Origin of the sequence: Hydrophilobacter chitinilyticus (assembly GCF_049860745.1) — a bacterium.
Classification (GTDB): Bacteria; Pseudomonadota; Gammaproteobacteria; order Burkholderiales; family Burkholderiaceae_C; genus Rhodoferax_B.
The window spans coordinates 3,038,968-3,061,692 of sequence record NZ_CP187561.1 but is presented as its reverse complement, the minus strand read 5'-3'; the positions used below and the strand labels follow the sequence as shown (position 1 = coordinate 3,061,692).

The following is a 22,725-nucleotide window of genomic DNA, read 5'->3' as shown; positions in this document are numbered from 1 at the left end:
ACGATGGCGCAGTAGTCGGTGTCAGCGAGTAGTCGTAGTCCTTTCAGCATTGCAAACTCACCAGCGTCCATCTTTAAACTAGGCGAAAGCCTGAAACGATGCGTGGTTCTGCTACCTAATATCGAATACAGCCTGATGTAGTCGCCAGGGCGAGCACAATCATTTCAAGGCAATGACTGCCTCAGAGCATGGTGAACTTCCGCCCGGGGCCGACCGAGTCGACTAGGCTTCACACAGAATTCGGCCTTAAGCGGACTCATGGGAAGCCTGTCGATTTGATTAAGCCTCGGAGGCGTGAGAACTCAATGCAACGGTCAACAGCGTCGCGCCATTCCGCGAATTCCTCCATTGTTGGAGCCTCGCTCGTACCTGTCTGATAGCTCAGCATTTTCACTACAAAGTTGTAGTAAAGCTTGTCCATGACGACAAGGGCCGCTTGCTCCTTGAAGACAGCATTGAGAAGTGCTACCACGGATGAGTCTTGGGTCATGGCGGGCTCCTAAAAATAGACTCTGCGCCTTGAAGCCCCAGTAGCTGAAGTTGTCACTATAGTCCCTGCTCCGGTAAGCAGAATGGCCGAAGGTGACTAGAGAACGGCAAACTTCTGCTTCGGGCGGAAACGCGTCGTTCGCGGCGGTTGTCCGACCGGCTGCTATCGCTGCAGAGCCGTCACCGAAGCCAGCTTCTTCAGGCTGTGACGCGTCGTTCATGCTCGGGGGAATTTAGCCCGCGGGAGTCACCGTAAGCTATTGCCTGTCGGCGGTCCTTCGCGTCTAGTGTGTTTGCGACGGTAGGTATCTAGGTAGGGGTTCCAAAGCGAGCCTCATCTCCCGCCCTACCGTTTTGCTCCAATAGCGACGCCCCCCTCTGGGGCGCGTCGGTTCGGAAGTACCCGACGACACTAGCCACGCTGACATGGCCGGTCATTGCCATGGTCTCCGCCAATGGCACTTGCTGCCGCCCGGCTTCAGTGACAAAGCCCGAGCGCAACGAGTGAGCGGAGTAACCGTCCGGCAAGCCAGCGAGCAAACTTCGATGCAAAACGATGTCCCGTACTGCCGCGGGGGAGAGCGGACCACCCAAATGCCCACCTTTGCGCACCTGCCGGAAGATCGGTCCACTGATCACCGCTGCGGCCGCCAGCCAGTCCGCCAGCGCCACGCCAGCCATCCCTTCCACCGGTTTGACGTTCTCGCTGCGTTCCACGCCGGATTGGTTGGTCTTAGAGTGGGTTAGCGTGTAGGTGTAACGCTGCGGCCCGACAACGCGTAAAAACGCCATGTCAGCGGCCGCCACTTCCGAGCGCCGCCGACCACCGCTGGCCCAGGCGAAGAGGAGGAGGGCGCGGTCGCGTTTGCCGCCTAGCGAATCATCACAGGTGGCCAGCATCGCCAATAGCGGATCGCGTGTCAGCGCTTCCTTTTTGTGGACCACGACCCCGCGCTTCACAAACGCGCGGCGCGTCATCGCCAGCAGGTCGCGCACCTTGGGATCCTGGCAGGGGTTCTTCATCTCGCGCAGTTGATGCGCCTTGGACAACACGGCGATGCGGTGCACCAAGGTGTTCAATGCCATCGGCCCCAGCTTGCCCTTGAACTTGCCCGCGACCAGGGCAACATCGGTGGCCAGCGGAAGCTCATGCACCAAGCCCTTGGGCGTGCTGCGCTGGGCGTGGTCGACGATGAACTGCAGCACGGCCGGCACGGGCAGCGGCAAGCTAATCTGTCGCCCGTAACGCAGACCGAACCAGGCCGCCCAATAACGCAGCGCCGAACGGTAGCTGGCCAGGGTGTTTTGCGATTCACCTTCGCGCAGCAGCTCTTCGACGGCCTTGGCCGTGACGTCCGACAGTTCTGCCGGCTGCAAGGCCGGAGCGGGGCGCAAAACGGGAAGGCGCATAAGGTTCAAACCCTTTATATGTATTTATATTTATGTATTATGTTGGAATAGATACGCAAATCACCAATAGACCATGATAAATACAAATTATCGCTGATAAAAAACACGAAGGAGTAGGGCGATGGCCACGAAAACTACGCGCGGCGTGCAACAAACCGATGTCTGGGCCTCGGCCGACGCCTTGATCGCCGTTGGCGAAAAGCCAACGATCGAGCGTGTGCGCCAACACATGGGCCGGGGCTCGCCAAACACCATCACGCCGCTGCTGGACGCCTGGTTTGCAACGCTAGGGGCGCGACTCGGCGTGCGAGACCAAGTGGACGGGCAGGGCAGCCTGCCGGCCAGTCTGCGTTCGGCCGCCACGGTGGCCGTCGAGCAACTCTGGCAAGAGGCCACCACGCTCGCCCTTGACGACCTGGCCGCCCTGCGCAGCAAGGCGCTCGACGACATTGAGCGCATGCGTGCGGAACTGGCCGAGTGCCAATCGCAACTGGCGGCCGTACACCACGCCCACGAAAAAACCATCGAACAACTGCAGTCGAGTGAAACAGAACGGCATCGCCTGGCAGGCCAGTTACAGGCGGCCGAGGTGCACCAGGCCGGCTTGAGCACTCGGTTGGAGGCTCGCGAACTGGCCCTCCAAACGCTGCTGCAGCAGGCCCACCAAACCAAGACGGAACACCAACGCGCGCTAGACGCGCTTCAGCAGACGCATGCTGCGCAGATAAAGGATGCTGGCCAGCGAGCCCAGGACGACCTGCACAAGCAGCTGCTGGAGGTGGATCGCGTGCGCACGGCAAACGCCGCGCTGGAGCGCAAGCTCGAAACCCAGCGGGAGCGTGCAGAAGCCACCGAAACCCGTCTACAGCAGGAAGTGCTGGGACTGACGGCGGCGCGCGGCGTCCTAGAGAGTCAACTGCAAGGGGCAGACGTGAAAGCTACAGCGCTAGAGCAACAGCTAGAGGCCCTGCGCGCCGAGCTTGTGGAAGCCAACACCCGGACGCAGTTGGTTGGCTCCGCGCGTGACGCGGCCCAGGTGCGGCTACAGGTGCTGGAAGAATGGAAGTCCAGCCTATCGCAGCTCACAGCGACAGAACATCAACCGACCGGTAAAGCGACGTCGAAAGGTGCGGAAAAATCGCGCTCGAAGAAAACGAGGTGAACGCTGGACATATGCTGGTCGGCGGTAGTCCGTAATTCCTGTTTTGCGTGACCAGGCCAGCGCTGATGAACGTTGGCGTACAGCCGCTTTGCAGCGGAAGCAGCCGGCCGGGCCATCGCGGCGAACGACGCGTGTGCGTAGAAAAGCCGACAGTCGAGCGTTAGGTCGCCGCTGCCGGCCGTTGTATCAAAGCTCAGTCTGCTCTGAAATTTCCAAGGCGTCCTCTACCTCTATCCCAAGATAGCGAACCGTGCTTTCCAACTTGGTGTGCCCGAGCAAGAGTTGGACGGCACGCAAGTTCTTGGTTCTACGGTAGATCAACGTTGCTTTGGTCCGTCGCATGGAATGCGTTCCAAACTCTGTCGTATCCAGCCCTATTTCATTGGCCCAACCATGAACAATGCGGGCATATTGCCGCGTTCCAATGTGAACAGAGGCGTGAAGTCTGCTCGGAAACAGGTAGTCGTCGGCCAGCAATGGCACGTCATGCACCCAAGCCTCAAGCGCATCTCGGGTTGCCGAAGTGAGTTCAAATTGAACCGGGCGATGCGTTTTCTGCTGCATGATGGTCGCCCGACTGGCAATCGCCGAGCCATGGCAAACGTCGCGAACACGGAGTTTTACAAGATCGCAACCCCGCAGCTTGCTGTCCAATCCTAGATTGAACAAGGCCAGCTCACGTTTCCTTGATTGCACCTGCAGTCGGACCCGAATGGCCCAGATATCCCTGATCTTGAAGGGCGCCTTTTGGCCGACGATTTTCCCCTTGTTCCATGGGGTCGCAGGGTTAGTCGTTTTATCATGCTCCATGATGTGCTCCTATCGAAGGTGCGACGGCGCCGCCTCGTGTTGACGGACGTCGCCACGATATGGTGCGACGAACCTCGAAAGAGCAAAAACGGCAACAGCGGTCGTTCAAGTGCCCGGCTATTCAGAGCCGGAGCCGGCGCCTTGTCGCGACATTTATGGTGTCGCTAGGCGGCCGCGCGACACCGGACAATTGGAATCCTGCGAGTCGCTCCGTCGCCGGACTTACTGACTGGCAACAGGTGTCAGTGGCGGTAGCTTCCAGGTGCCATCCATGGCCGCCTTGCTAGGGCCGTAAACGCGACCTACCGCGCTGTATTTGCCGTTCGGGGCAGGTAGCCAGTTGGACTCTTTATCAGGTCCTGGTGACTTATTGCCGATGTATAGGGTCAAACCGCCATCTGCATCACGCTTCAGGCCCTTGGTCCTGTCGCCGATGGAGTAACGCTTGAGGTCGTTGGCAAACAAAAATCGGTCTGGCAACGTGTACAGGGTGATGGACCAGAAGAACTTGGCGGGTGGCAATTGGCCAGGTGCAAAGTGAATGGTCTGCAGTTGGCTGCCATCACCGACATAGCCGCCATACCAAGCTTCGACCAACGAATTCCCGTACAAGCCTTTCTCTGCCGCAATGGCTCTGGTGAGGTAGTCGTTCCTCAGGTCTGCACGTGTTCCGAACAAGCCGTTAGACGAAAGCGTCACTTTCGCCTTTGCAGCCAAGGCATCTTGTGCGTCCTTTACCCCAGCATCAATAGCGGCTAGGGTTGCCGCTGGAAGGCTCGAAGCATCAAACGAACGACCAGGGCCGATACCAATGGAAGAAAAGCGCTTCATCAACGCCACTTCGCTTTTGTGCACTGGCTGGGTGTACTGCAGTAAAAAGTTCAGGTAGGTGATGAAATCATGCGAGCGTGCCTTGGCTGCGTCGTAAGGCGGAAAGACGATAGCCGAAGCTGGAGGTGGCGCATCTTTTTTTACAAAGCTGCTCAGGGGCTGTAGTTGCATCCCCGCTTGCACAGCCTTTACAGCATCCACGTCTTCTGGTCCGTCCAATGCGGTGCGGGTCAACGTCATGACAATGTCTGTCTCCGAGCGGAACACCTTTTTGATACCAGGTGGCGTTTGCCCTTTCCAGTGGGGGCCCGCAATCATGAAGCTACCAGCGCTGTTGCCCGTGGCTCTGGAGCCGACATAAGCAAAGTTGTAGGTGAAGAGGTCGACCCACTGTTGCACGTAGTAGCGGTTGTTCGCAACCTCCGGCACGGTGACTATCCACGGTTCACTACGTAGGTCTAGCCATGCCCAGGAGTAAGGTGTGTCGTTGTTAGGTGTAACTACGTCGTGGTTATCGGGGGTATAGGCCTCGGAGTAATGACGGTATTTGCCAAAGCCACCGGTGTATTCACGTGCGGCCGGGTTGGCGAGCTGCTTGTACATGGTGTTGTAGTTCTCGAGCATGGCAAAGGAGTAGATGTAAGCCTCCTTGGCGATGACGCGGACCTGAGCCGGCCCGGGTGCTGTTTGTGCGACCGCCGGTACAGCGGAAAGCAGAGTCATGCTTGCGGTCATGGCAGCGACCAGCTTAAATCTCAACGACATTTTTTGCCTCTTTTAGGTTGCCTGATGCGTGAGTGAAAGATGAGCTCGCAGCGTGAGGGGCTTTGAGCGTGCTCGGTACACCGCCGAGCTTTTTGCGCACGTCTGCTCGATGTTTCGACCGCTATTTAACGGACTGGACGACAGGCGATTTCCACTGACCGCTTAGGAGCTCTGGCTTCGGAAGGTAGTAGCGCATTGTCAACATGAAAGGCCCCTTCGGTGCTGGTAACCAGTTGGCTTCCTTGTCTTGCCCAGGGGACTCGTTCTGAATGTAGATGGTCAAACCACCATCTGCATCCTTCTTCAAGTCAGGCAACATGGGAGCATTGATGAGGTAACGGTTCAGGTCGTTCTTGACAAGCAATTGGCTCGGCAGGTCGTACATGGTGAGCGACCAGAAGGCGTTCACTGGCGGGAACTGGCCCTTGGCGAAGCGCAATTCATAGCGCCCCTTACTGCCATCCAGCACTTGACCATCTGCATCTTTCTCGTAGATGGGGTACAGCGCCTCTTCACGCGAATTGGCACCGATGCCGACCTGTGCGCCGACTGCGCGATTCAGGTAATTGTTTTTCATGTAGGCCCGGGTGCCGAACAAGGTGTCAATTTTTCCGCCCAGCTCACTGCGGCGTGCGTCAATCTCCTTCTGCCCGTCGGCTATTCCCTCCTGCATGGCAGTTTTGATATCGGCAGGTAGCGCAGCCACATCAATCTGTTTGCCTGGCTCGACACCAATACGTGCAAAGCGGGTTCGTAACGCCTTCTCACTGGTGTGGGTAGGCGCGAACTGCAGCACAAAATTCAGGACATTGAAGAATTCCAACGATGTGCGTTGCTCAGTGGGGCTCAGGGGTTTGACCCAGTTCGGTTCGGGTGGCGCGGACGGTGCTGCGGTACCGGAAAAAGCGGAGAGCGGTTGCACTTTGTAGCCCGCCTGAATCTTTTTCACGTTGTCCAGGTCGGCCGGGTTGAACAACTGCGTACGCCCAATGACATTTATCATTTCGGTCTCAGACCGAATCACCTTGGTGATGCCCTTGGGAGTCTTGCCTTTCCAACGCGGGCCGGCGATGAGAAAGTTGCCACCGGCATTTCCCGTGGTCCGGGTACCCAGGTAGTCGAAGTTGAAGGTGTACAGGTCCATCATCTGGAACACGTAGTAACGGTTCTTTTCAATGGCGGGGATGGTCAACACAATCGGCTCGGCGCGCAGGTCTAGGCCAAGAAACGTGTACGGTGTGTCGGAGTTCGGTGTGACGAAACCCTTGTCTTCCGGTGTGAAAACACGCGCAATGTTCAAGACAGAGTTGAACGGCCCTTTGTACTCTGGATTGCCTTTGGCAATCGAAAAGGCATACATCGTGCGGTAACTGTCTTCCATGGGGAAGCCGTAGATGTAGGCATCCTTTGCTATGGCTCGTGCTTCCTTGGGTGTTAGCGTGGCGGCCGACGATGCTGTCTGGGCTGCTGTAAGACAGGCGAGGCCTGCTAAAAAGATACCGAGCGTACGTCTATAAATCATCTCTTAGCTCTCCAAATTATGGTGGGCAGGAAACGGGCATTGCAAATGCACAAACGACAGTCACGGGCACAGGATACTGGTTTAACAGGACTACAGCAGACCGGTTTCCACATGTAGGCGCCCAGGAGAACGACAGCCCCGAGCACTGAGCCCCTTGTTCATTATGGGATGCAAACGTATGAAATACATGTTGGAGTCAACCCATTCCCCTGTCAGCAACAGCAGGCCTAGGGATAAATTCGAGTGGCGCCTATCCGAAGACGCACGACCGAACCTGTGGCCACCACTGCCAAGCTCACATTTTTTCCGCTGAATGTCGGCAATGGAGCAAGAGCTACTTCCGCTGTGGGCCCTTTGCTGCCGTACGACCTGCTCTTAAGCGGAAGCTTGAGGTGTGCTGAACGACGCTAAGGTCAATCCCGATTTGGGACCAAAAGCGTGATGCCGTAGTACCCCGATTTTGCATGCCTCTTAGCGGCAAGCGCACCGGGAAGAAGCCATGCAACGGCATCTGCCAAGGATGCTGGCTTCCAGCTTCCGTGAGCGCCGTGGCGTCCGCGTTTCGTTTCCCATACTCCTCTGATTCGTCTGGCGTCTATCGAGCCATCGCCTGTCTCTGGGTCAACAGCGCTCAATTCCGAACCGTCTGGGATAGCCTCCAACAGAGAGAGAAGCGTCGACTCCTCTTGGTCAGACGGCAATCGCAGTGAGTAAATCGTGAGAATCCGGGCATCCCTCTTCGCCGTAATTTGAACTCCAAGCGCAGCAAGGTCCATGTTTCAAGCTCAGTGTCAGGTTGTGGCCGTTAGGAGCTAGCGCCACCTAACTCAAGTATCAAAGATTCAACGCTGCTCGTGAGGGCGAGCAAATAGCTTTGGTCAAGCTCGAACGAGCCAGACAGCTTTGTTGACCCACTGCCGGTGTTTTCGTTTTCAAAGACATATGAGCCCTCAATTTGCCCGAGGGGTCGCATGCTCAGCGTTACTTCGACTCCCGGTTCATGACTTACCAACTGTGCTGAATTCGACTTGCCAATATTGGCATCCATATGCTCAAGCTCAGTTTTAAAACGGACCAAGTCATTGAGCTGCAGCCAGGCCTCGAAGTCTCCAGCGAAAACATCTGCCTTCGCCGTGACATGAACACGCACCCAATCCTCTTTGTCGACAACGCGAAGAGGGTCAAGGTTTACTGAAAATGAGTTCGTGAATAGCTTCATCGCTTGAGAGGTCTTAGACGTGCATGACTAACGAATGTCTGGTCTTGGCCGATACCGACAATCGTAGCTCAGGCGGCCAAGCGCTTTCAGTTGCTTTTCCGGCCTAAGCAGTCCGTGTTGAATAGGTACTGCTCAGCAGCGAAAGCCGACACTCAATCGGCACGATCGCCACTTCGGCGGCAACAAGAGCGCGTCCTCAATTAAACCGTTGCGCGTCTGGCCCATGCGTTCTATCGCTTTCTTGCGTACGTCCGACGTGACGTAGACCAATGAATTCCGTTGCAGTTTTGCCGGATGCCCGAAGTGGCATAGTTAGCCAGAAATTTGATAGTGGCTATCGTTGCTTGATTGCTTGCCCGAACGGTCGCGAGTTTGTTTCGTTCCTTGTGGATTTGGAATGCCCTCCAGCGCCCAGCATGCTGGGTTGAAAGATCGCATATGCTGACCCGCCGGCTCGTTTCGCTGAGTACATCGCAGCATCCGCGTGGGCTATGAGGTCGTCCCGTGGGCTGCCGTCTGGGTAGGTCGTGATCCCAATGGAGCATGAAATCTGACACGTCAGGCCCGCCGACAAGAACGGTAGCTTCAAATCATCAATGATGCGCTGCGCCACATCGGTAGTGGCGTCCGTGTCGGGATTGCCTTCCAGCAACACCAAGAATTCATCTCCACCCAGGCGCGCAACCGTATCAGTGGCGCGGGCATTCGCCGTCAGTCGGCGCGAAACCTCGACCAGTAGTGCATCCCCGATGCGGTGCCCAAAGGTGTCATTCACAGGTTTGAACCCATCCAAATCAATGAACAGCAAGGCCAGACGGGTTTCATCACGAGTGCAGCGCTCAATGGCCAGATTCAAACGGTCGTCCAATAGCAATCTATTCGGCAAGCCAGTAAGGGGGTCGCGGAACGCCAGCTTTTGAAGAGATTTTTCTTTCGTTCTCCAGGTAGCTTCTCGGCGCGACGCGTTGCGCTGCATGCGGGTTTCCAATATCGAGATGAACAGCGTTTGTGCGAGAAGCAATATGGTTGCACCGGTGACTGACCAAACCAAGCGATCACCACCCAATTCACCAGCGCTGCGGCACATCGAGCCAAATGGAAAGCTGGCGGCAACCATTCCAGAGTAGTGCATGCCGCAGACCGCAGTTGCCATCACCAAAGCAGCCGTCAATTGCCCGATGCGCGTGGGAGCTCCGCTGAGTTTTGACAGTTCAAAAAAGATCAGCAACGCAACGGTGGAAGCGGCTATCGCGATCACCACGGAAAAAATAACCCAATTGACATCCCATGTGATCGAAGGCGTCATGTCCATACCCAGCATGCCGATGTAGTGCATGGCCGAGATCCCACTGCCCATCACGGCTGCGCCCCCGGCTAGTCGCCCGTAGGTCAATCTGGGCCGCGCGGCGATGAAATAGGCGGTCGCCGATGCGCCCAACGCGGCAAACCAAGAGAGAGCGGTCGCGCTGTAAGAGAAGCCTATGGAGAAGGGCGCCGACATGGCCATCATCCCCACAAAATGGGTCGCCCATATGCCGGTGCCCATGGCGAACGAGCCAGCAATCCACCAGCCAAGGGTAAGCGCGGAATCGCTATTTCGAACCCGCTTGGCGATCGCCAGCGCCACGTACGAAGCAAAGCTGGCAAGGATGAACGAAAGCCCGACGGTTACCGCGTCATACTGCACTGCGATGAAAGGTGGACTCATAAAGGCTGATGACAGCTTGTGGTCAGCCAGTCCGTAGGGCTGGCTGATTCTTCGTCAGGGGCAAGGACCTGGAGACATTGAACTCAGCTAACCACAATAAGTCAAGACCGCCCAAGGGCACGTGCCGCCATTGCACGAGAGTTTTGTCTCATTTTTTCAAGCCAACTGGTATGCCTTTGTCCAAGGAGACGAGCAGAGAGATCCAAATTGCTGTAACTGCTCAGTGTTGCCTGTGAAACGGTAATTCCCCTTCGCCGGAGGAGAGCTCTTTGGCGCTACCACTCCGACCGCAATCCTCATGACGGCTGTAGCGTTGCTGGCACCAATCCTAAAGGCGACATAGACGGGTGCGCCGCAGGGCGCTGCATTGGCGGCAATGCATCTTCCCAAGGCCTCTGATGATCGGGAGGGATAGGCACGTAGATCCGCTGGAACCTACCATGCGTGATACACCCACACGGGCACTCCCCGCACCAAGGGCGGCGGCGATATGTTGTTGAGGTCGATGCGCCCACTTCGGGAGATGGTGGGGTGTCGCGTCAACTTGAAACCGTAGTTGTGCTGCATCGCAGGATGCTGCTCCGCGAGGGGCGCAGAGTTGACAGTTAAGCCACGTTTCTCGTCGCCGTTTGGCCGACCATGCTTCCCTACAAATAGCGGCTACGAGGGGACATCATGACAGCTATCGACAAAATCAGATGTGACACTTTCGAGCGCGCGTCCACCAGCGACAGCACCGTATGGTCGAGGCTAATTGGTATCAGCAAGGAGGCACCGGGGCGTCGCGGTTTAGCCGCAGATAGGCATGTCGTCTTGTTCATTGCTGGCCTCACAGTTTGTGGGTTTGCACTGGTAAGCGTTCTATTGTTTCTTACACTGAAGTAGTGCTCCGTTAGAAAGATTGCCAATATCCTCACTCTGAGCCCCAGCCGAGAAGACCGCCAAAGAAGGTGAACAAGGTCGCGGCTTTGCTATCGTCGCGAGGGGGGCGCATCATGGCGGGGTTCTCCACCGAAGCCGCAAAAGAAATTCGCTATAGGGCAAAAAAATGCCCGCGTAAGCGGGCGAGGGAGCCGGCCTTTGGGAGAAGGGAGTTTAATTCCTGCCAACTCATCGCAGATTGGGATAGCTGATTCCAGCCCGTGTTGAACTACATAACTGGGTCTCGCGGGCCATGCCCAGCCGCTCATCGAGAGGTCAAAACAGCCACTCGGCAGTACCGCAAGGCAAGTCGCTGGCCCGCTCCAACGGCGGGCTGACCTGTTCGGTCATACTGGAGCCTCCCAATACGGAGGAGGTCGGCATGTCGAAGCAGCTCAGCCCACTTGAAGCTTGGAAGATTCTGCGCCGCGAATGGCATTCAGCCAATGTGCAGGCGAGGGCGGCTCGCGAGGCGCTGACCACCGCATTTCAGCGGGCACTGGAAAGCGGCGGCACTCCACCCACAGACGCGCTATTGCACGAGTGCCAGAAGCTGGAAAAGACGGCGGACTTTTTAAGCGGGGAACTCGACAAGCTGGCTCATAAATATCTGCTCTGAAACTCGTAGCACTGCCAAAGGTGGGTTCCAAACGGGAGCGTTCTCGGGGCTATTTCACTCTCGACGACATGGGCGTAGGAGGCCGGAACTGAATTTCCTCACTTGGCCGCGCGGACAGAGATCACTTTGCCAGTGACGGAGGATGTGGCCCGGGATCAAACTGCAACGGAACGCCTTCTCCCATTGGGATCACTCGGCCACGACCCTCACCCCGATAAAACAGGCTCAAATGCGCAAGAATTTTGTCGCCGCCATACTGTTCTTCGGTGTTGCGGTAGAACTTTAACCCCCCAAGATACCGTCCCCCCAGGGGGCATAAACTATTCCGAGGTCATTCTTTGCAAAGAGAGCTGGACACGATGCTTGGTTAGCAAACGTCACGTGTCCTCCAGAATTTCAACAACCCAATGTGAGGCAGCCGCAAACATGACGACATACAAAGAACTCCTGGCCCAACGCGAAGCACTCAATGCGCAAATTGCAAAGGCGGGAAAGGTCGAACGCAAAGAAGCTCTTCAACAAGTGCTTGCGATCGTCGGGCTTTTCGAATTCACGCCAAACCAAGTATTCACGTCGGCAAAGGTTGGTCCGCGACCGGTCAAGGCCGTTGCACCCGAATACCGGAATCCAGAAACGGGTGCGACGTGGAGCGGCCGTGGCGTGGCTCCCACCTGGATCGCCGATAAAGACCGCGCGCCGTACCTGATCTGACTTCGCCGAAGTACGCGCCGACCAGTGTCGATCTCCGGTCGTTGTGCTCGAAATCAAAGTGCTGATGAAATATGCTCATTTCACTAAAAAGAGGAATGGGCCTCAGCGGGCAGGGCGTGGTCTTCAATAGTCAACTCTCCGCTGGGAACATGCGCTCCGAGCTTGAGGAGGCCAACTCCCGAACGCACTTGGCTGGCACTACGCGAGACGCCGCACAAGTACAGCTGCCGGTACTGGAGGAATGGAAGGCCAGCCTGTCACCGCTGCGATGGTCAAGACATACCCGGGTAAAAATGGGCCGAAGCCCATCGGGAAACCATCTGGAAAAAAGAACACTTGATATCGCCGTTGGTAACGGCCAAGATATAGTCGCCAAGGTTTCGAGCATAAGGATTGTGAATTCGCCATGAACACTCGATCAAACCAAATGAGGTAAGCATCGTGGCAATGTGCGCCAACCTCTCCGAAGAGGACTATAAGGTCATGCTGGCGATGGTTGCCCAGCTAATCGACTTCAACCCTGATCCGGGTTCTGCGGAGGGCGAACGGCTGGAGCAAATGGGCCGTCAGGTCGAAGCTTATGAAGCAAATCATTTCCCTATTGCAGCCCCGTCGCCGTTTTAAACTATTAAAAATGCCTATGGCTTAGAGCGGCGCAGTCATCGATCTAGCGCTCAAGCGTGCCTGCATGCGGCGGGAGGTTCTCATGAGCAGAGACGCTCTTTTTTGTAGTGGACTTTCGTACTTTTTCTATCGCAGATGGCGTCAACTGGACCAAGCTTGACTTTGACGAACCAACTTGGATGCACGGCCGATTTTTTGTCGGACTGCCAATGCGGCAGCAATTGGTTTAAAGAGTAGGCCTATCAGTTCGAAGTAGTAGGAGTGCCGTGGTTTCAATTCGGCTCTCGAGGGCAAACTGACCATTCGACGAAATTTTGTTATGAGAACACCTCGCATGGCGAGTGTTACTTACGGTTTGATGGTCAAAATTCCTGCCGTCGGCCAACATAAGTAGGCAGGCCGCAACAATTGGGAGCCATGACACCTGATTGTTAGCGATTGCTAACTTTACATAATATACATCGTATAAATCAGAATTTGCTTTATAAAAGGAACCTCAGTAGTGAGCCGACAACAAAGTACGTACTAAAACAGTGACCCAACAGAAAGACACGTACTAAAAAAACTGTTTTACGTCAGAAATCTCTACTCCGAGTTCGGCCGGGTTTATCTGACGGTTTTCACACCGAGTTACGGCGACAGAAATGGGCAACTTTTCGGAGAGATTTGGGAATTTAGGTCGTGCTTTTGGGTCTGCGGCTGAGTCCGGCCCCAACTACTAGGTCGCAGTCAGCGAACCGACGGAAAATCTAACAAAGCGGCACATTTATCAGCTTGCTAGTTGTTTGGTGTAGCAGCTCCTGAGACTTATCACCGCTCTGCCGTAGCGTAGTTAAAGCCATTCTTGTTCGCGTCGAACCTCTTGCGTGAACGGCCCCGGGACGTGTGCCGCTGTCAGTTCCAGTACCACCTGCTGCAGACGCGTGTCGCTGGCTTCGGCATGCTCCCGCTGGATTTCGAGCTTACGTTCTAGCGCGGCGTTTGGCGTTCGCACCCGGTCCATCTCCAGCATTTGCTTTCTGCGACTGCGGATTTATCAAGGGTTTACCCTTGGTTTACTCGGTGAGGTTCATCACAGACGGCGTGCAGGGCGCTGTAGACACTAAGCGCCATCCCGTCTATCACGTTCCCATAACACCATGAACTGCACCTTCTCCACCCTGTTCGCAACCGCCCTCACCTTGGCCACGCTGCAAGCCACGGCGGCGCCTACCATCTACAACATCTCCGTGCTGCCCGGGGGCCACAATTACTCGGCCTTCAATGATCTGGGCCAGGCGGTGTCGGGCACCGCGCTGTACGACAGCCGCAGCGGCACCTTCACCAACCTGGTCACGGCGCCGGCGGGCTGGTCCATGAATCTGCTCGGCTTGAACAACGCTGGCGATGCCTATGGCGTGATGGGGAACGGCACCCAACTGTTGAACTTCGTCTATCACGACGGCGCCGTGCGCAGCTTTGCGAGACAGAATGTCATCTCCTACAACCCGATCAGCGGCGATCCGTACTACGCGTATACGATGCCCGTTGGCATCAACAACAGCGGCGAGCTGGCGGTGCAGTGGTACAGCGAGCTTTTCAACGACTCCTTCAGCGGCAGGATGGACGTCGCCACCGGCGCGGTGATTACTCAGAAGGCGGGCCTGTTTGGGGCGTTCAGCGACAACGGCAGCATGGCTGTCATGCAAGGCAACAAAGTGAACCTGATCGACGTCAACGGCCAGGTCCAGTATCTGCCGTACCAGGGGCTGACGGCCGGTGCCTTGAATGACGAGGGCCAGTTGGCCGGCTCCTACGGCAACAACGGCTTTTTCTACGACCAAGGCGTGCTCACCAGTTTCCGCGATGACACAACGCAATACAACGCCCAGGGCGAGGCCATTCGCGGGGTGGTGGGTGGCAGCGTGCTGGTCAACGGCATCAACGAGTTGGGTCAGGTGGTCGGCAAGCAAGGCGCAATAGGCTCGGGTTTAGGCTATCTGTACGACGATGGTGCGTTCCAGTACCTCAACGACATCACCAACCTCGTGGACGGCTGGAACATCGTCGACGCCAGTAGCATCAACGAGCTGGGCGAAATCAGCGCCCGGGCTTGTAAGGCCCAAGACGTATCAGCCGTCTGGACCGACTGCGTCTCCGTGCTGCTGGTGCCCGACGCGCTGACGCAGACGGTACCCGAGCCACAGTCTGCCGCTCTGCTCGTCGTCGGTTTGGGGGCGCTGAGCTGGGCCCGCCGCCGCAACAGAACCGTCGCCTGCGGCGACATCCCCGTTGCCCCGACGCAGGCCTAAGTAGCTTGTGCACGCTGGTCATCGCGAGTTTTTACTACAGGATTTGTAAAGTAAATGCACGACCAGACTGGCTGACCAATGGCCTCATCCGACTAAGCCAAGAGCTTCTAGTTCATACAGTAGCGCCACCCGCGACTTCAAAGCGGTTCCGACCGGCGTCCTTGGCCTCGTATAGCGCGGCATCTGCCGTTTTCACGAAGTCTGCGGGCGCATGGCCGGCCTGAGGCACCACGCTCGCGACACCAATACTGAGCGACACCCATGGCGACACCGGAGATGCCTTGTGCGGAATCTGGGCTTTTTGCAGCGCGTCTACGCAACGCTGCGCTACGGCTGAAGCGGCCGCGGTATCGCTGCCTGGCAGCAGCAGAGCGAATTCTTCTCCTCCGTAGCGGGCGACCAGTTCACCCGAACGTTTCACGCATTTTTTCAAGATCTGCGCGACGTTGGCCAGCACGGCGTCACCGCCCTGGTGACCGTAGGTGTCGTTGTACTTTTTGAAGTGGTCGATGTCGATCATCATCAGACCCAGCGGCAAGCCTTGCCGCGCGCAACGCTGCCACTCCTCCTGCAGCGTTTTGTCAAACAGGCGCCGGTTACCCACGCCGGTGAGGCCATCGGTGACGGTGAGCAACTCCAACTGTTCATTGAGCCGCTTGAGCTCAAGCTCGGCGGCCTTTTGCGCGTCCACGTCGCGGAATGTCGCCATCACCCGCAGGGGCTCATTCTGCGGCCCGCGTTCAATGGTTTCCGCTCGCAAGTGCACCCACAGGTAACGCCCGTCTGCGTGGCGCACGCGGTATTCGATGTCGGCCGTGGGCAGTGTGCCCTTCAGCATCTGCTGCAGCGCCGTGTTTGTCTGCTCCACATCATCCGGGTGCCGCAAGGCGATCCACTGCGGAAAACTCAGACCTTCATCCTCGGATTTCAAGCCCAGGATTTCATACGCGCGGTCGTTGAACAACACCTCGTCGGTCTGCATATGCCAGTCGACAAGCCCCATGTGGCCGGTCTCCATGGCCAGCGCCAGACGCTGTTCTGAATCGCGCAATGCGGCGTCTATCTGTATACGTTCGGTGATATCCATGTGCGTGCCCAGTATGCGCACAGGCTTGCCGTGCTGGTCGACCTCGATGACCAGAATGTGCGCCAACATCCAGATCACGCGCCCATCTTTGTGCAGCATGCGGTGCATCACGCGATAGGGCTTGTAGCTGGTCTTGAGGTGCGCTTGAAAGCCAACGTACACCGACCTCAAGTCATCGGGGTGCACCAGCTTGCGACAGTTTTCGACAGAGAGTTCCATCTCGCCGTAGCCATACCCCAGCATTTCCAGCTCTCGGTCGTTCACGGTCAAGGCGTTCAAGTCGATGCGCAAGTCCCACAATCCCAATGCGGCGCTCTCCAGGCCGAACTCAAGGCGCAATGCGTTCTCGCGCTCCAGGCGTGCGCGCTCCATAGCGCCATGGCTGGCCGTCTCGGCTCTTCGTTGAGCCAGAAAAAGAGCTGCCACACTGCTTATGGCGACCAAAGCGTACAAGGCCACGCCCAATAACATATTGACGTGCCAGGCACCATCAATGGCCGATGACTTACGGCTCAGCTGAAGCACGAGCGGCGAGTCCATACGCAAAGGCAAAGGAGCCACAGTACGCAAGACCGTCAAGCGTCCCTCTCTGGTGGCGCCCTCGAAGGTCGACTCGTCCCCGCCGCCGGCCAAGTGCTGACTGAATAATGATGTTTCGTCACTCAGATCACTCCCAAGCGCCACCTCGTTGTGGTGCGCATCCACGAACAGGCGGCCCGAGCTGTGCACGATGCTGACCTGCATGTCGGGGGCATAAAGCACTGTCTTGGTCAGCGTCTCGAAGTATCTGGGACTCAGGCTGGCAGTCGCAACTCCGGCAAACTTTCCGTTGCTGCCCACAATGGCTTTGCTCAAGTTGACCGAATACACCCCTTCTGCAGACCGGAATGGCGGGCTCACGTACAGCCGGCTGAAGTCCCGGTCTTTCTGCGGCACCGTGAAGTAGGCCAACTCGCGGAAATTCTTGCCGCGTAGCTCCGCCCGATCGGTCAGCACCATCGTGCCCGTCGCATCCAGCACAGCAATACTGCGAACCCCCGGAATGGCATCCGCCAAAGCCTTGAGCCGTGAGGGCGCCAAAGTCGGCGCACCTGATGTGTTGACAACCGGCGAGCCCTCCAGCACACCGGCCAGGGCGCTGTCTATTCCTTCGAGCTGGCCGGCAAGGTTATCGGCCAGGACGTTCGCCTGGGTCTGCAGGCGGCTGACCTCTTCTTCCGTGAGGCGGATGTGGCTGACATACAGCAGAAGGATGCCGAGCCCTAGCGTGATACCCAGAAAGAAGCCGAGACCTGTCCATGCATGCTTGAAAAACGTGTGGTTATCTAAAGAACGAGTCAACTGGGCTCCAACGGATTCGGAAAAGGCATCACGGGGTCGAGGATCTGTACCCGCCCTTGCTATTTATCGGCGTAAGAGCATTCAACTTGAACTTTTGGAAGCAATAAACCTCCGGCTTTTACTCGTGGGGCTGCCTCACAGCAGTCTAAAAGACGGATTCCACGCCACGCCCTGTCCAATTAGAGTTCACCAGTCAGCCTTGTGTTCGGCTGCTGCAAAAATCCAGGCTTCCAGAGAATGGCATTGGAAGCTGGACAGTCACGAAACCGCACGCGTAACCATTCATTCACCATGGTGCACGCCGCTGCTGAAATGGGGGCAACGGGCGCACTTCAGCAGTTCTCAGCGTTTGACGCATACCGGCATTTACTTGCCCGGAAAGGCTCCCGCCCCTGCTTCTTACTGGTTATTCAAAAACTCAACCACCGCTTTGATAGTGGCCTCGGGCGCTTCTTCCATCAACCAATGACCAGAGCGAGGAACCACCAGTTCGGTGACATTGTTTGCGGCATTACGCATCACAACGGCTTCCATGGCGCCAAACGACTTTTCTCCGCCGATGGCGAGAACCGGCATGGTCAGTTTCGTTTTCACGGCTTCAAGGTTGTCCTTGGCATCCTGCTGAATAGATAAGAACTGCGAAAAGGCAGCCTTCATGGCGCCGGGCTGTGCGTAGAGTTTGGCGTAATGGACGCGCGTCGCGTTGTCGACTTTGGACGGGTCGCCCGCAAACTCATTCCAGAAACGGTCCAGGTAGATGCGCTCACGTCCTTTGACCAAGCGCAAGGCGTCGTTGCCGCCAAAGTTGAAATGCCAGAGCGCCGGCGTCAAGATGATTTGGTCCCATGGGGGCACGCCAGGAACGGGGGCATCCATCACAATCAACTTGCTGGTTTTTTCCGGGTAGCGCGCGGCATATGCATACGCGACCATAGTGCCGATGTCGTGGCCCACGATGTCGGCTTGGTCAATGTTGAGCTTGTTCAACACCGCTCGAATATCGCCTGCTTGGTTACGTTTTTCATATCCCGCTTCAGGCTTGGACGACAGGCCCATGCCACGTAAATCGGGCACCACTACCGTGTGCTCCTGTGCCAGAGCAGCCGCCAGTGGCGCCCACATGTCGCCAGTGTCACCAAAGCCATGGATCAAGACAACGGCCGGGCCCTTGCCACCGACACGCACGTGCAAAGTGGCGCCTTCCGTTTCGATGGACTGGGTACGAAATGATTTTGGAAAAGGCTTGACCTGGGCCTGCGCCGGTAGTGTGCTGGCCAGCAGCAGTGTCAGAGCAGTGGTCACGGCAGCGAATAGTTTGACTAACATGGTTATTCCTTCAGGTGCGGGTAATGGAGGCGCCGCCGTCCACCAAAGAAGCGGTGCCAGTGACAAAAGAGGACTCATCAGAGGCCAGATACAGAACCGATTGCGCCAGTTCTTTAGGCGTGGCCACGCGTTTGAGCGCATGCAGGTTGGTGACGAAAGATTGCGACTCGGGTGTGTTGTTCATGCTGCGGTACATGTCGGTGTCCACCGCGCCGGGCAGGATGGCGTTCACGCGCACCTGCTGCGCGCCAAATTCGGCTGCCAGCGCCTGGGTCAAACCGATGAGGCCCGACTTGCTGGCCGCGTAGGCCGCCACACCCGGAAAGGCGAAGGTGTAGCCCACAAAGGTCGAGGTAAAGATCACCGAGCCGCCACCGTTCTTCAACATTTGTGCGATTTGGTGCTTCGCACCCAGAAAGGCTCCCGTCAAATTGATGGCGAGGGCGTCGCTCCACCCCTGCTCGGAGACGCCAGTGCTGGCCCCGCCCTCCCCCAATGTGCCGGCGTTGTTGAAGGCAATGTCGAGTCGGCCAAAACGTTGGACCGCCAGATCGACCAAGGCGATCGCATAGGCCTCCGAGCGCACGTCTCCCGCCAGCGCCACAGCGCTCCCGCCCGCTTTTTCAATTTTTGCGACCAGTTGCGCCAACTCTTCTTTGCGACGAGCCCCCACCACCACACGTGCCCCTTCACTTGCGAATAACTCTGCGCATGCATGGCCGATTCCCGAACTGGCACCGGTGATGATTGCTACTTTTCCCGCTAGGCGATTCATGATTGTTCCCCTTGATGAGCCGCACGCCGAATGAAAGACAACTTGGTGCGGTGTGATGAATTGTTTGACTCGCCCCTCTAATGCGCGAGTAAATCGATGTGAAACGACGTGAAGCATTCATTCGCATGCTTATGAAGCGTGGAACCGCGATGCGGTAGCCGCTGGCATTCCCCAGGGAAATCACCTACGATAGAAATTTGTCGCTGAGCCATCAGGCATCAGCCTACGAACGGGATTACTTGTGTTGCATCAGCCAGTTCCGGAAACCAGCCAGGCTCTGAGCTTCGGCACCTTCCGGCTATTCAAAACCCAGAGGCAGCTACTGGACCGAGGCCGACCCGTCCGGCTTGGGAGCCGCGCGCTGGACCTGCTGATCGCACTGGTTGACCGGCCAGGCGAAGTCATCAGCCGCCGCGACCTGGAAAGCCTCGTATGGCCACGTACGATCGTCGAAGAAACAAGCTTGCGGGCGCACATCTCAGCCTTGCGCAAGGCTTTGGGCGACGGGCTGGAAGGGGCGCGCTACATCACCAACATACCGGGGCGCGGCTACTGTTTTGTGGCTGCCGTCAGCAAAGAGGCTGACCTGCCCGCAATCGGCGTCTCCTCTTCCGCCACAGGCCCTCTGCCTTCGCTGCCATTCACACGCACACGCCTGATCGGTCGCGACGAGGCCTTGCAAAGCGTAGCCGCCATGCTTGCAAAGCGGCGCCTGGTCACGGTTACCGGCCCCGGCGGCATGGGCAAGACAACCACAGCGTTGGCAGTGGCAGATGAACTGGCCCTTAACTACCGAGATGGCGTGCGCTTTGTCGACTTCACGCCCGTGACCGACCCCACCCTGCTGGCGAGCACCGTGGCCCTGGCGTTGGGCGTATCCGGCACATCGCCGGACCTGCCGACCGCTCGCACCGCCCTCGCCGCCTACCTGGCGGACAGCCATATGCTGCTGGTGCTGGACAACTGCGAACATGTGATCGAGGCGGCTGCGGCGTTGGTGGAGATGCTGCTCACGGCCACAACAGAGTTGGCCATCCTCATCACCAGCCGCGAGCCGCTGAACGTGGCGGACGAATGGGTTTACCGTTTGGCGTCGCTCCAGTTGCCGCCAGCCTCCGGCCCGTTGAATGCAGCGCAGGCACTTGAATCAGCGGCGGCACAATTGTTCGTGCAAAGAGCATCGGCGGCATCAGAGTCCTTTGTTCTGACAGACGACCTGGCCCCCGTATTGCGTGACGTCTGCTGGCGTCTTGATGGCATTCCGCTCGCGATTGAACTGGCTGCCGCACGCATCGACGCTCTCAGGCTTGAGGGACTGGCATCGCGCATTGACGAGCACCTGTTGCTGTTGACGCGTGGCCGCCGCACCGCCATACCGCGCCACCGCACCCTTCGAGCCCTGGTGGACTGGAGCTATGCGTTGCTGTCGCCATTCGAGCAAACGGTGCTGCGCAGACTTGCAGTTTTCAAAGCCGGGTTCACCCTGGAGTCGGCAACAGCCCTCGCAGCAACCGAGGCCGACGACCGCGCGGCAACGGCCGAAGTGGTGCTCAACCTTGCGGCCAAATCCCTGGTGGCCATCGAAACCATTGAAGCCTGCGCCCATGACGTGCGCTACCGGATGCTGGAAACCACCCGTGCCTTTGCGATGGAACGTCTGCAGCAAAGCGACGAACACCGCGCCGTGTTCCACCGTTATGCTCTTCAGATGCTGGCCCAACTCGCAAACTGCGAGAGCGACTGGGACCGCATGTCGCGCAACCTCTGGGTGGGCACCTACGCCCACCTGATGGATGACATTCGCGCCGCACTCGACTGGTGCTTTTTGCCCGATGGTGACCTGACCATCGGCGTGGCGTTGACCGCCACGGCGGTCGGCCTCGTGCGCGAACTGGGGCAGCTCGACGGCTACCACAAACGTGTTGAAATCGCGCTCGCCCACATTCATCTCTTGCCCACACCGCAGCCGCTGATGGAGCTTCAGCTCAACGCCGCTTCGTGTTTCAACAGCGGCCACTCCGCACGGCCACAGTCTGTAGAAGCGGGTTTCTTGAAAAGAACGCTCGAATTGGCCGAACAGTTGGGCCAGCCCCGCTACCAGATCGCCGCGTTCTACAGCACCTGGGTGGGCACCTTTGGCACTGGCAACTACCTGGCGGCCAACGCCGCTGCCCATCAGGTGCGCGACCTCGGTGAACGCATGCAGGATCGATTCGCCATGCTGCTGGGCGACCGGCTCTGCGCTCAGGCGCTGCACTTCATGGGTGAATACGACGCCTCCACGCGCTTGGCCCACGAGGTTCTGCGTCATAACGATGTCCAGTTGCCGGTCATCTACGCCAGCCCGGTGTCGCGGCCGGTTTCCATGGGCATCGTGCTGTCGCGCACGCTGTGGCTTCAAGGGGTAGCCGACCAAGCGGCGAGCATGGCGGCAGCATGCGTGGGGCGCGCAGCCCAGGAACATCCCATCGCGCACATGCAGGCCATCGGCATCGCTGCTTGCCCCATCGCGTTTTGGAGCGGCAACATCGCGGAAGCCGAGTCGTGGGCCACGCGTCTACAGGATTTGGCTCGTTGCCACGCGTCCACCTATTGGGCCGCTTGGGCGCAAAGCTATCTAGCGGTGGTGGCGTTGGGCGACGCCTGGGCCTGCCCTGACGCTACGGCAACCCTGTCACCCTTGGAAACCCAGCACACCAAAGTGCTGGACTGCATGGGCACTCTGGGTGGCGCATTTTTCAGCCGAGCGACCCTGGCGCGTGCCCAAAACGGCTTGGCCGGCTGGTGTGCGCCTGAAATTCTGCGGGTGCACGGTGAGCGGCTGTGGCAAGACCGCGCGCAGACTTCAGCCGCCCTGGCGGAGGCGGTCTTCGAGCAGTCTTTGGCACTGGCGCAGCAACAAGGCGCTCTGGCTTGGGAATTGCGCACGGCCTGCAGTCTGGCCAGGCTGTGGCGCAGCCAAGGACGACTCGAAGCGGCGCGCGATCTGGTGGGGGCGACCTTTTCTCGCTTCAACGAAGGCTTTGCCACGGCAGACCTGCGCGCTGCCCACCAATTGCTCACAGCGTACAACGCCGAGCTGGATCTGAACACACGGCTGCACGCCTAGCGCAG

The 22,725-nt window shown here is 57.8% G+C and carries 17 protein-coding genes; 6 read left to right on the top strand and 11 right to left on the bottom strand.

Annotated features, from left to right (window positions below; translation table 11 throughout):
- Nucleotides 1-256: 256 nt before the first annotated feature.
- Both ACPWMG_RS13500 and ACPWMG_RS13495 read right to left on the bottom strand, forming a co-directional pair.
- Nucleotides 257-490 (bottom strand): hypothetical protein, encoded by a 234-nt coding sequence (locus ACPWMG_RS13500; RefSeq protein ID WP_483305152.1) that lies wholly within the window; start codon nt 488-490, stop codon nt 257-259.
- A 308-nt stretch (nt 491-798) separates the two neighbouring features.
- Nucleotides 799-1,899 carry a tyrosine-type recombinase/integrase gene (locus tag ACPWMG_RS13495; RefSeq protein ID WP_483305151.1) on the bottom strand — a complete coding sequence of 367 codons (1,101 nt, stop codon included), beginning with the start codon at nt 1,897-1,899 and terminating at the stop codon, nt 799-801.
- A 121-nt stretch (nt 1,900-2,020) separates the two neighbouring features.
- Between ACPWMG_RS13495 and ACPWMG_RS13490 the strand changes: the two genes are divergently transcribed.
- Nucleotides 2,021-3,061: a DNA-binding protein gene (locus ACPWMG_RS13490; protein ID WP_483305150.1), complete on the top strand. Its 1,041-nt coding sequence runs from the start codon at nt 2,021-2,023 to the stop codon at nt 3,059-3,061.
- Between the two features lie 186 nt (nt 3,062-3,247).
- Here the strand turns inward: ACPWMG_RS13490 and ACPWMG_RS13485 are convergent, their stop codons facing one another.
- The 5 genes from ACPWMG_RS13485 to ACPWMG_RS13465 form a co-directional block, all read right to left on the bottom strand.
- The gene (locus ACPWMG_RS13485) at nt 3,248-3,871 is read right to left on the bottom strand and encodes a tyrosine-type recombinase/integrase (protein ID WP_483305149.1); all 624 of its coding nucleotides are present in this window, start codon (nt 3,869-3,871) and stop codon (nt 3,248-3,250) included.
- A gap of 222 nt (nt 3,872-4,093) precedes the next feature.
- The gene (locus ACPWMG_RS13480; protein ID WP_483305148.1) at nt 4,094-5,467 is read right to left on the bottom strand and encodes a DUF1254 domain-containing protein; all 1,374 of its coding nucleotides are present in this window, start codon (nt 5,465-5,467) and stop codon (nt 4,094-4,096) included.
- Nucleotides 5,468-5,588: 121 nt separating this feature from the next.
- Nucleotides 5,589-6,989 carry a DUF1254 domain-containing protein gene (locus ACPWMG_RS13475; protein ID WP_483305147.1) on the bottom strand — a complete coding sequence of 467 codons (1,401 nt, stop codon included), beginning with the start codon at nt 6,987-6,989 and terminating at the stop codon, nt 5,589-5,591.
- A gap of 805 nt (nt 6,990-7,794) precedes the next feature.
- The gene (locus ACPWMG_RS13470) at nt 7,795-8,208 is read right to left on the bottom strand and encodes a WapI family immunity protein (RefSeq protein WP_483305146.1); all 414 of its coding nucleotides are present in this window, start codon (nt 8,206-8,208) and stop codon (nt 7,795-7,797) included.
- Nucleotides 8,209-8,542: 334 nt separating this feature from the next.
- The gene (locus ACPWMG_RS13465; RefSeq protein WP_483305145.1) at nt 8,543-9,916 is read right to left on the bottom strand and encodes an MHYT domain-containing protein; all 1,374 of its coding nucleotides are present in this window, start codon (nt 9,914-9,916) and stop codon (nt 8,543-8,545) included.
- 1,303 nt (nt 9,917-11,219) lie between these two features.
- On the opposite strand from ACPWMG_RS13465, the gene ACPWMG_RS13460 reads away from it, so the two are divergent.
- The 3 genes from ACPWMG_RS13460 (at nt 11,220) to ACPWMG_RS13450 (ending at nt 12,791) form a co-directional block, all read left to right on the top strand.
- Complete coding sequence (locus tag ACPWMG_RS13460) at nt 11,220-11,456, top strand: hypothetical protein (RefSeq protein WP_483305144.1); 237 nt, start codon at nt 11,220-11,222, stop codon at nt 11,454-11,456.
- Between the two features lie 426 nt (nt 11,457-11,882).
- Nucleotides 11,883-12,167 (top strand): H-NS histone family protein, encoded by a 285-nt coding sequence (locus ACPWMG_RS13455; RefSeq protein ID WP_483305143.1) that lies wholly within the window; start codon nt 11,883-11,885, stop codon nt 12,165-12,167.
- Nucleotides 12,168-12,614: 447 nt separating this feature from the next.
- The gene (locus ACPWMG_RS13450; protein ID WP_483305142.1) at nt 12,615-12,791 is read left to right on the top strand and encodes a hypothetical protein; all 177 of its coding nucleotides are present in this window, start codon (nt 12,615-12,617) and stop codon (nt 12,789-12,791) included.
- Nucleotides 12,792-13,623: 832 nt separating this feature from the next.
- Here the strand turns inward: ACPWMG_RS13450 and ACPWMG_RS13445 are convergent.
- Complete coding sequence (locus tag ACPWMG_RS13445; RefSeq protein ID WP_483305141.1) at nt 13,624-13,785, bottom strand: hypothetical protein; 162 nt, start codon at nt 13,783-13,785, stop codon at nt 13,624-13,626.
- A 145-nt stretch (nt 13,786-13,930) separates the two neighbouring features.
- Here ACPWMG_RS13445 and ACPWMG_RS13440 point away from each other — a divergent pair, with 145 nt between their 5' ends.
- Entirely contained in the window at nt 13,931-15,082 is a 1,152-nt protein-coding gene (locus ACPWMG_RS13440; protein ID WP_483305140.1) for a PEP-CTERM sorting domain-containing protein, read from the top strand.
- A gap of 112 nt (nt 15,083-15,194) precedes the next feature.
- Here the strand turns inward: ACPWMG_RS13440 and ACPWMG_RS13435 are convergent, their stop codons facing one another.
- The 3 genes from ACPWMG_RS13435 to ACPWMG_RS13425 form a co-directional block, all read right to left on the bottom strand.
- Entirely contained in the window at nt 15,195-17,510 is a 2,316-nt protein-coding gene (locus ACPWMG_RS13435; RefSeq protein WP_483305138.1) for a diguanylate cyclase domain-containing protein, read from the bottom strand.
- A gap of 399 nt (nt 17,511-17,909) precedes the next feature.
- On the bottom strand, nt 17,910-18,836 hold the full coding sequence (locus tag ACPWMG_RS13430) for an alpha/beta fold hydrolase (RefSeq protein WP_483305245.1): 927 nt from the start codon (nt 18,834-18,836) through the stop codon (nt 17,910-17,912).
- Between the two features lie 10 nt (nt 18,837-18,846).
- Nucleotides 18,847-19,611, bottom strand: coding sequence for an SDR family oxidoreductase (locus ACPWMG_RS13425; protein WP_483305137.1), 765 nt, complete (start codon nt 19,609-19,611; stop codon nt 18,847-18,849).
- Nucleotides 19,612-19,855: 244 nt separating this feature from the next.
- On the opposite strand from ACPWMG_RS13425, the gene ACPWMG_RS13420 reads away from it, so the two are divergent.
- Nucleotides 19,856-22,720, top strand: a complete 2,865-nt coding sequence (locus tag ACPWMG_RS13420; RefSeq protein WP_483305136.1) for an ATP-binding protein — start codon at nt 19,856-19,858, stop codon at nt 22,718-22,720.
- The last annotated feature ends 5 nt before the right edge of the window (nt 22,721-22,725 follow it).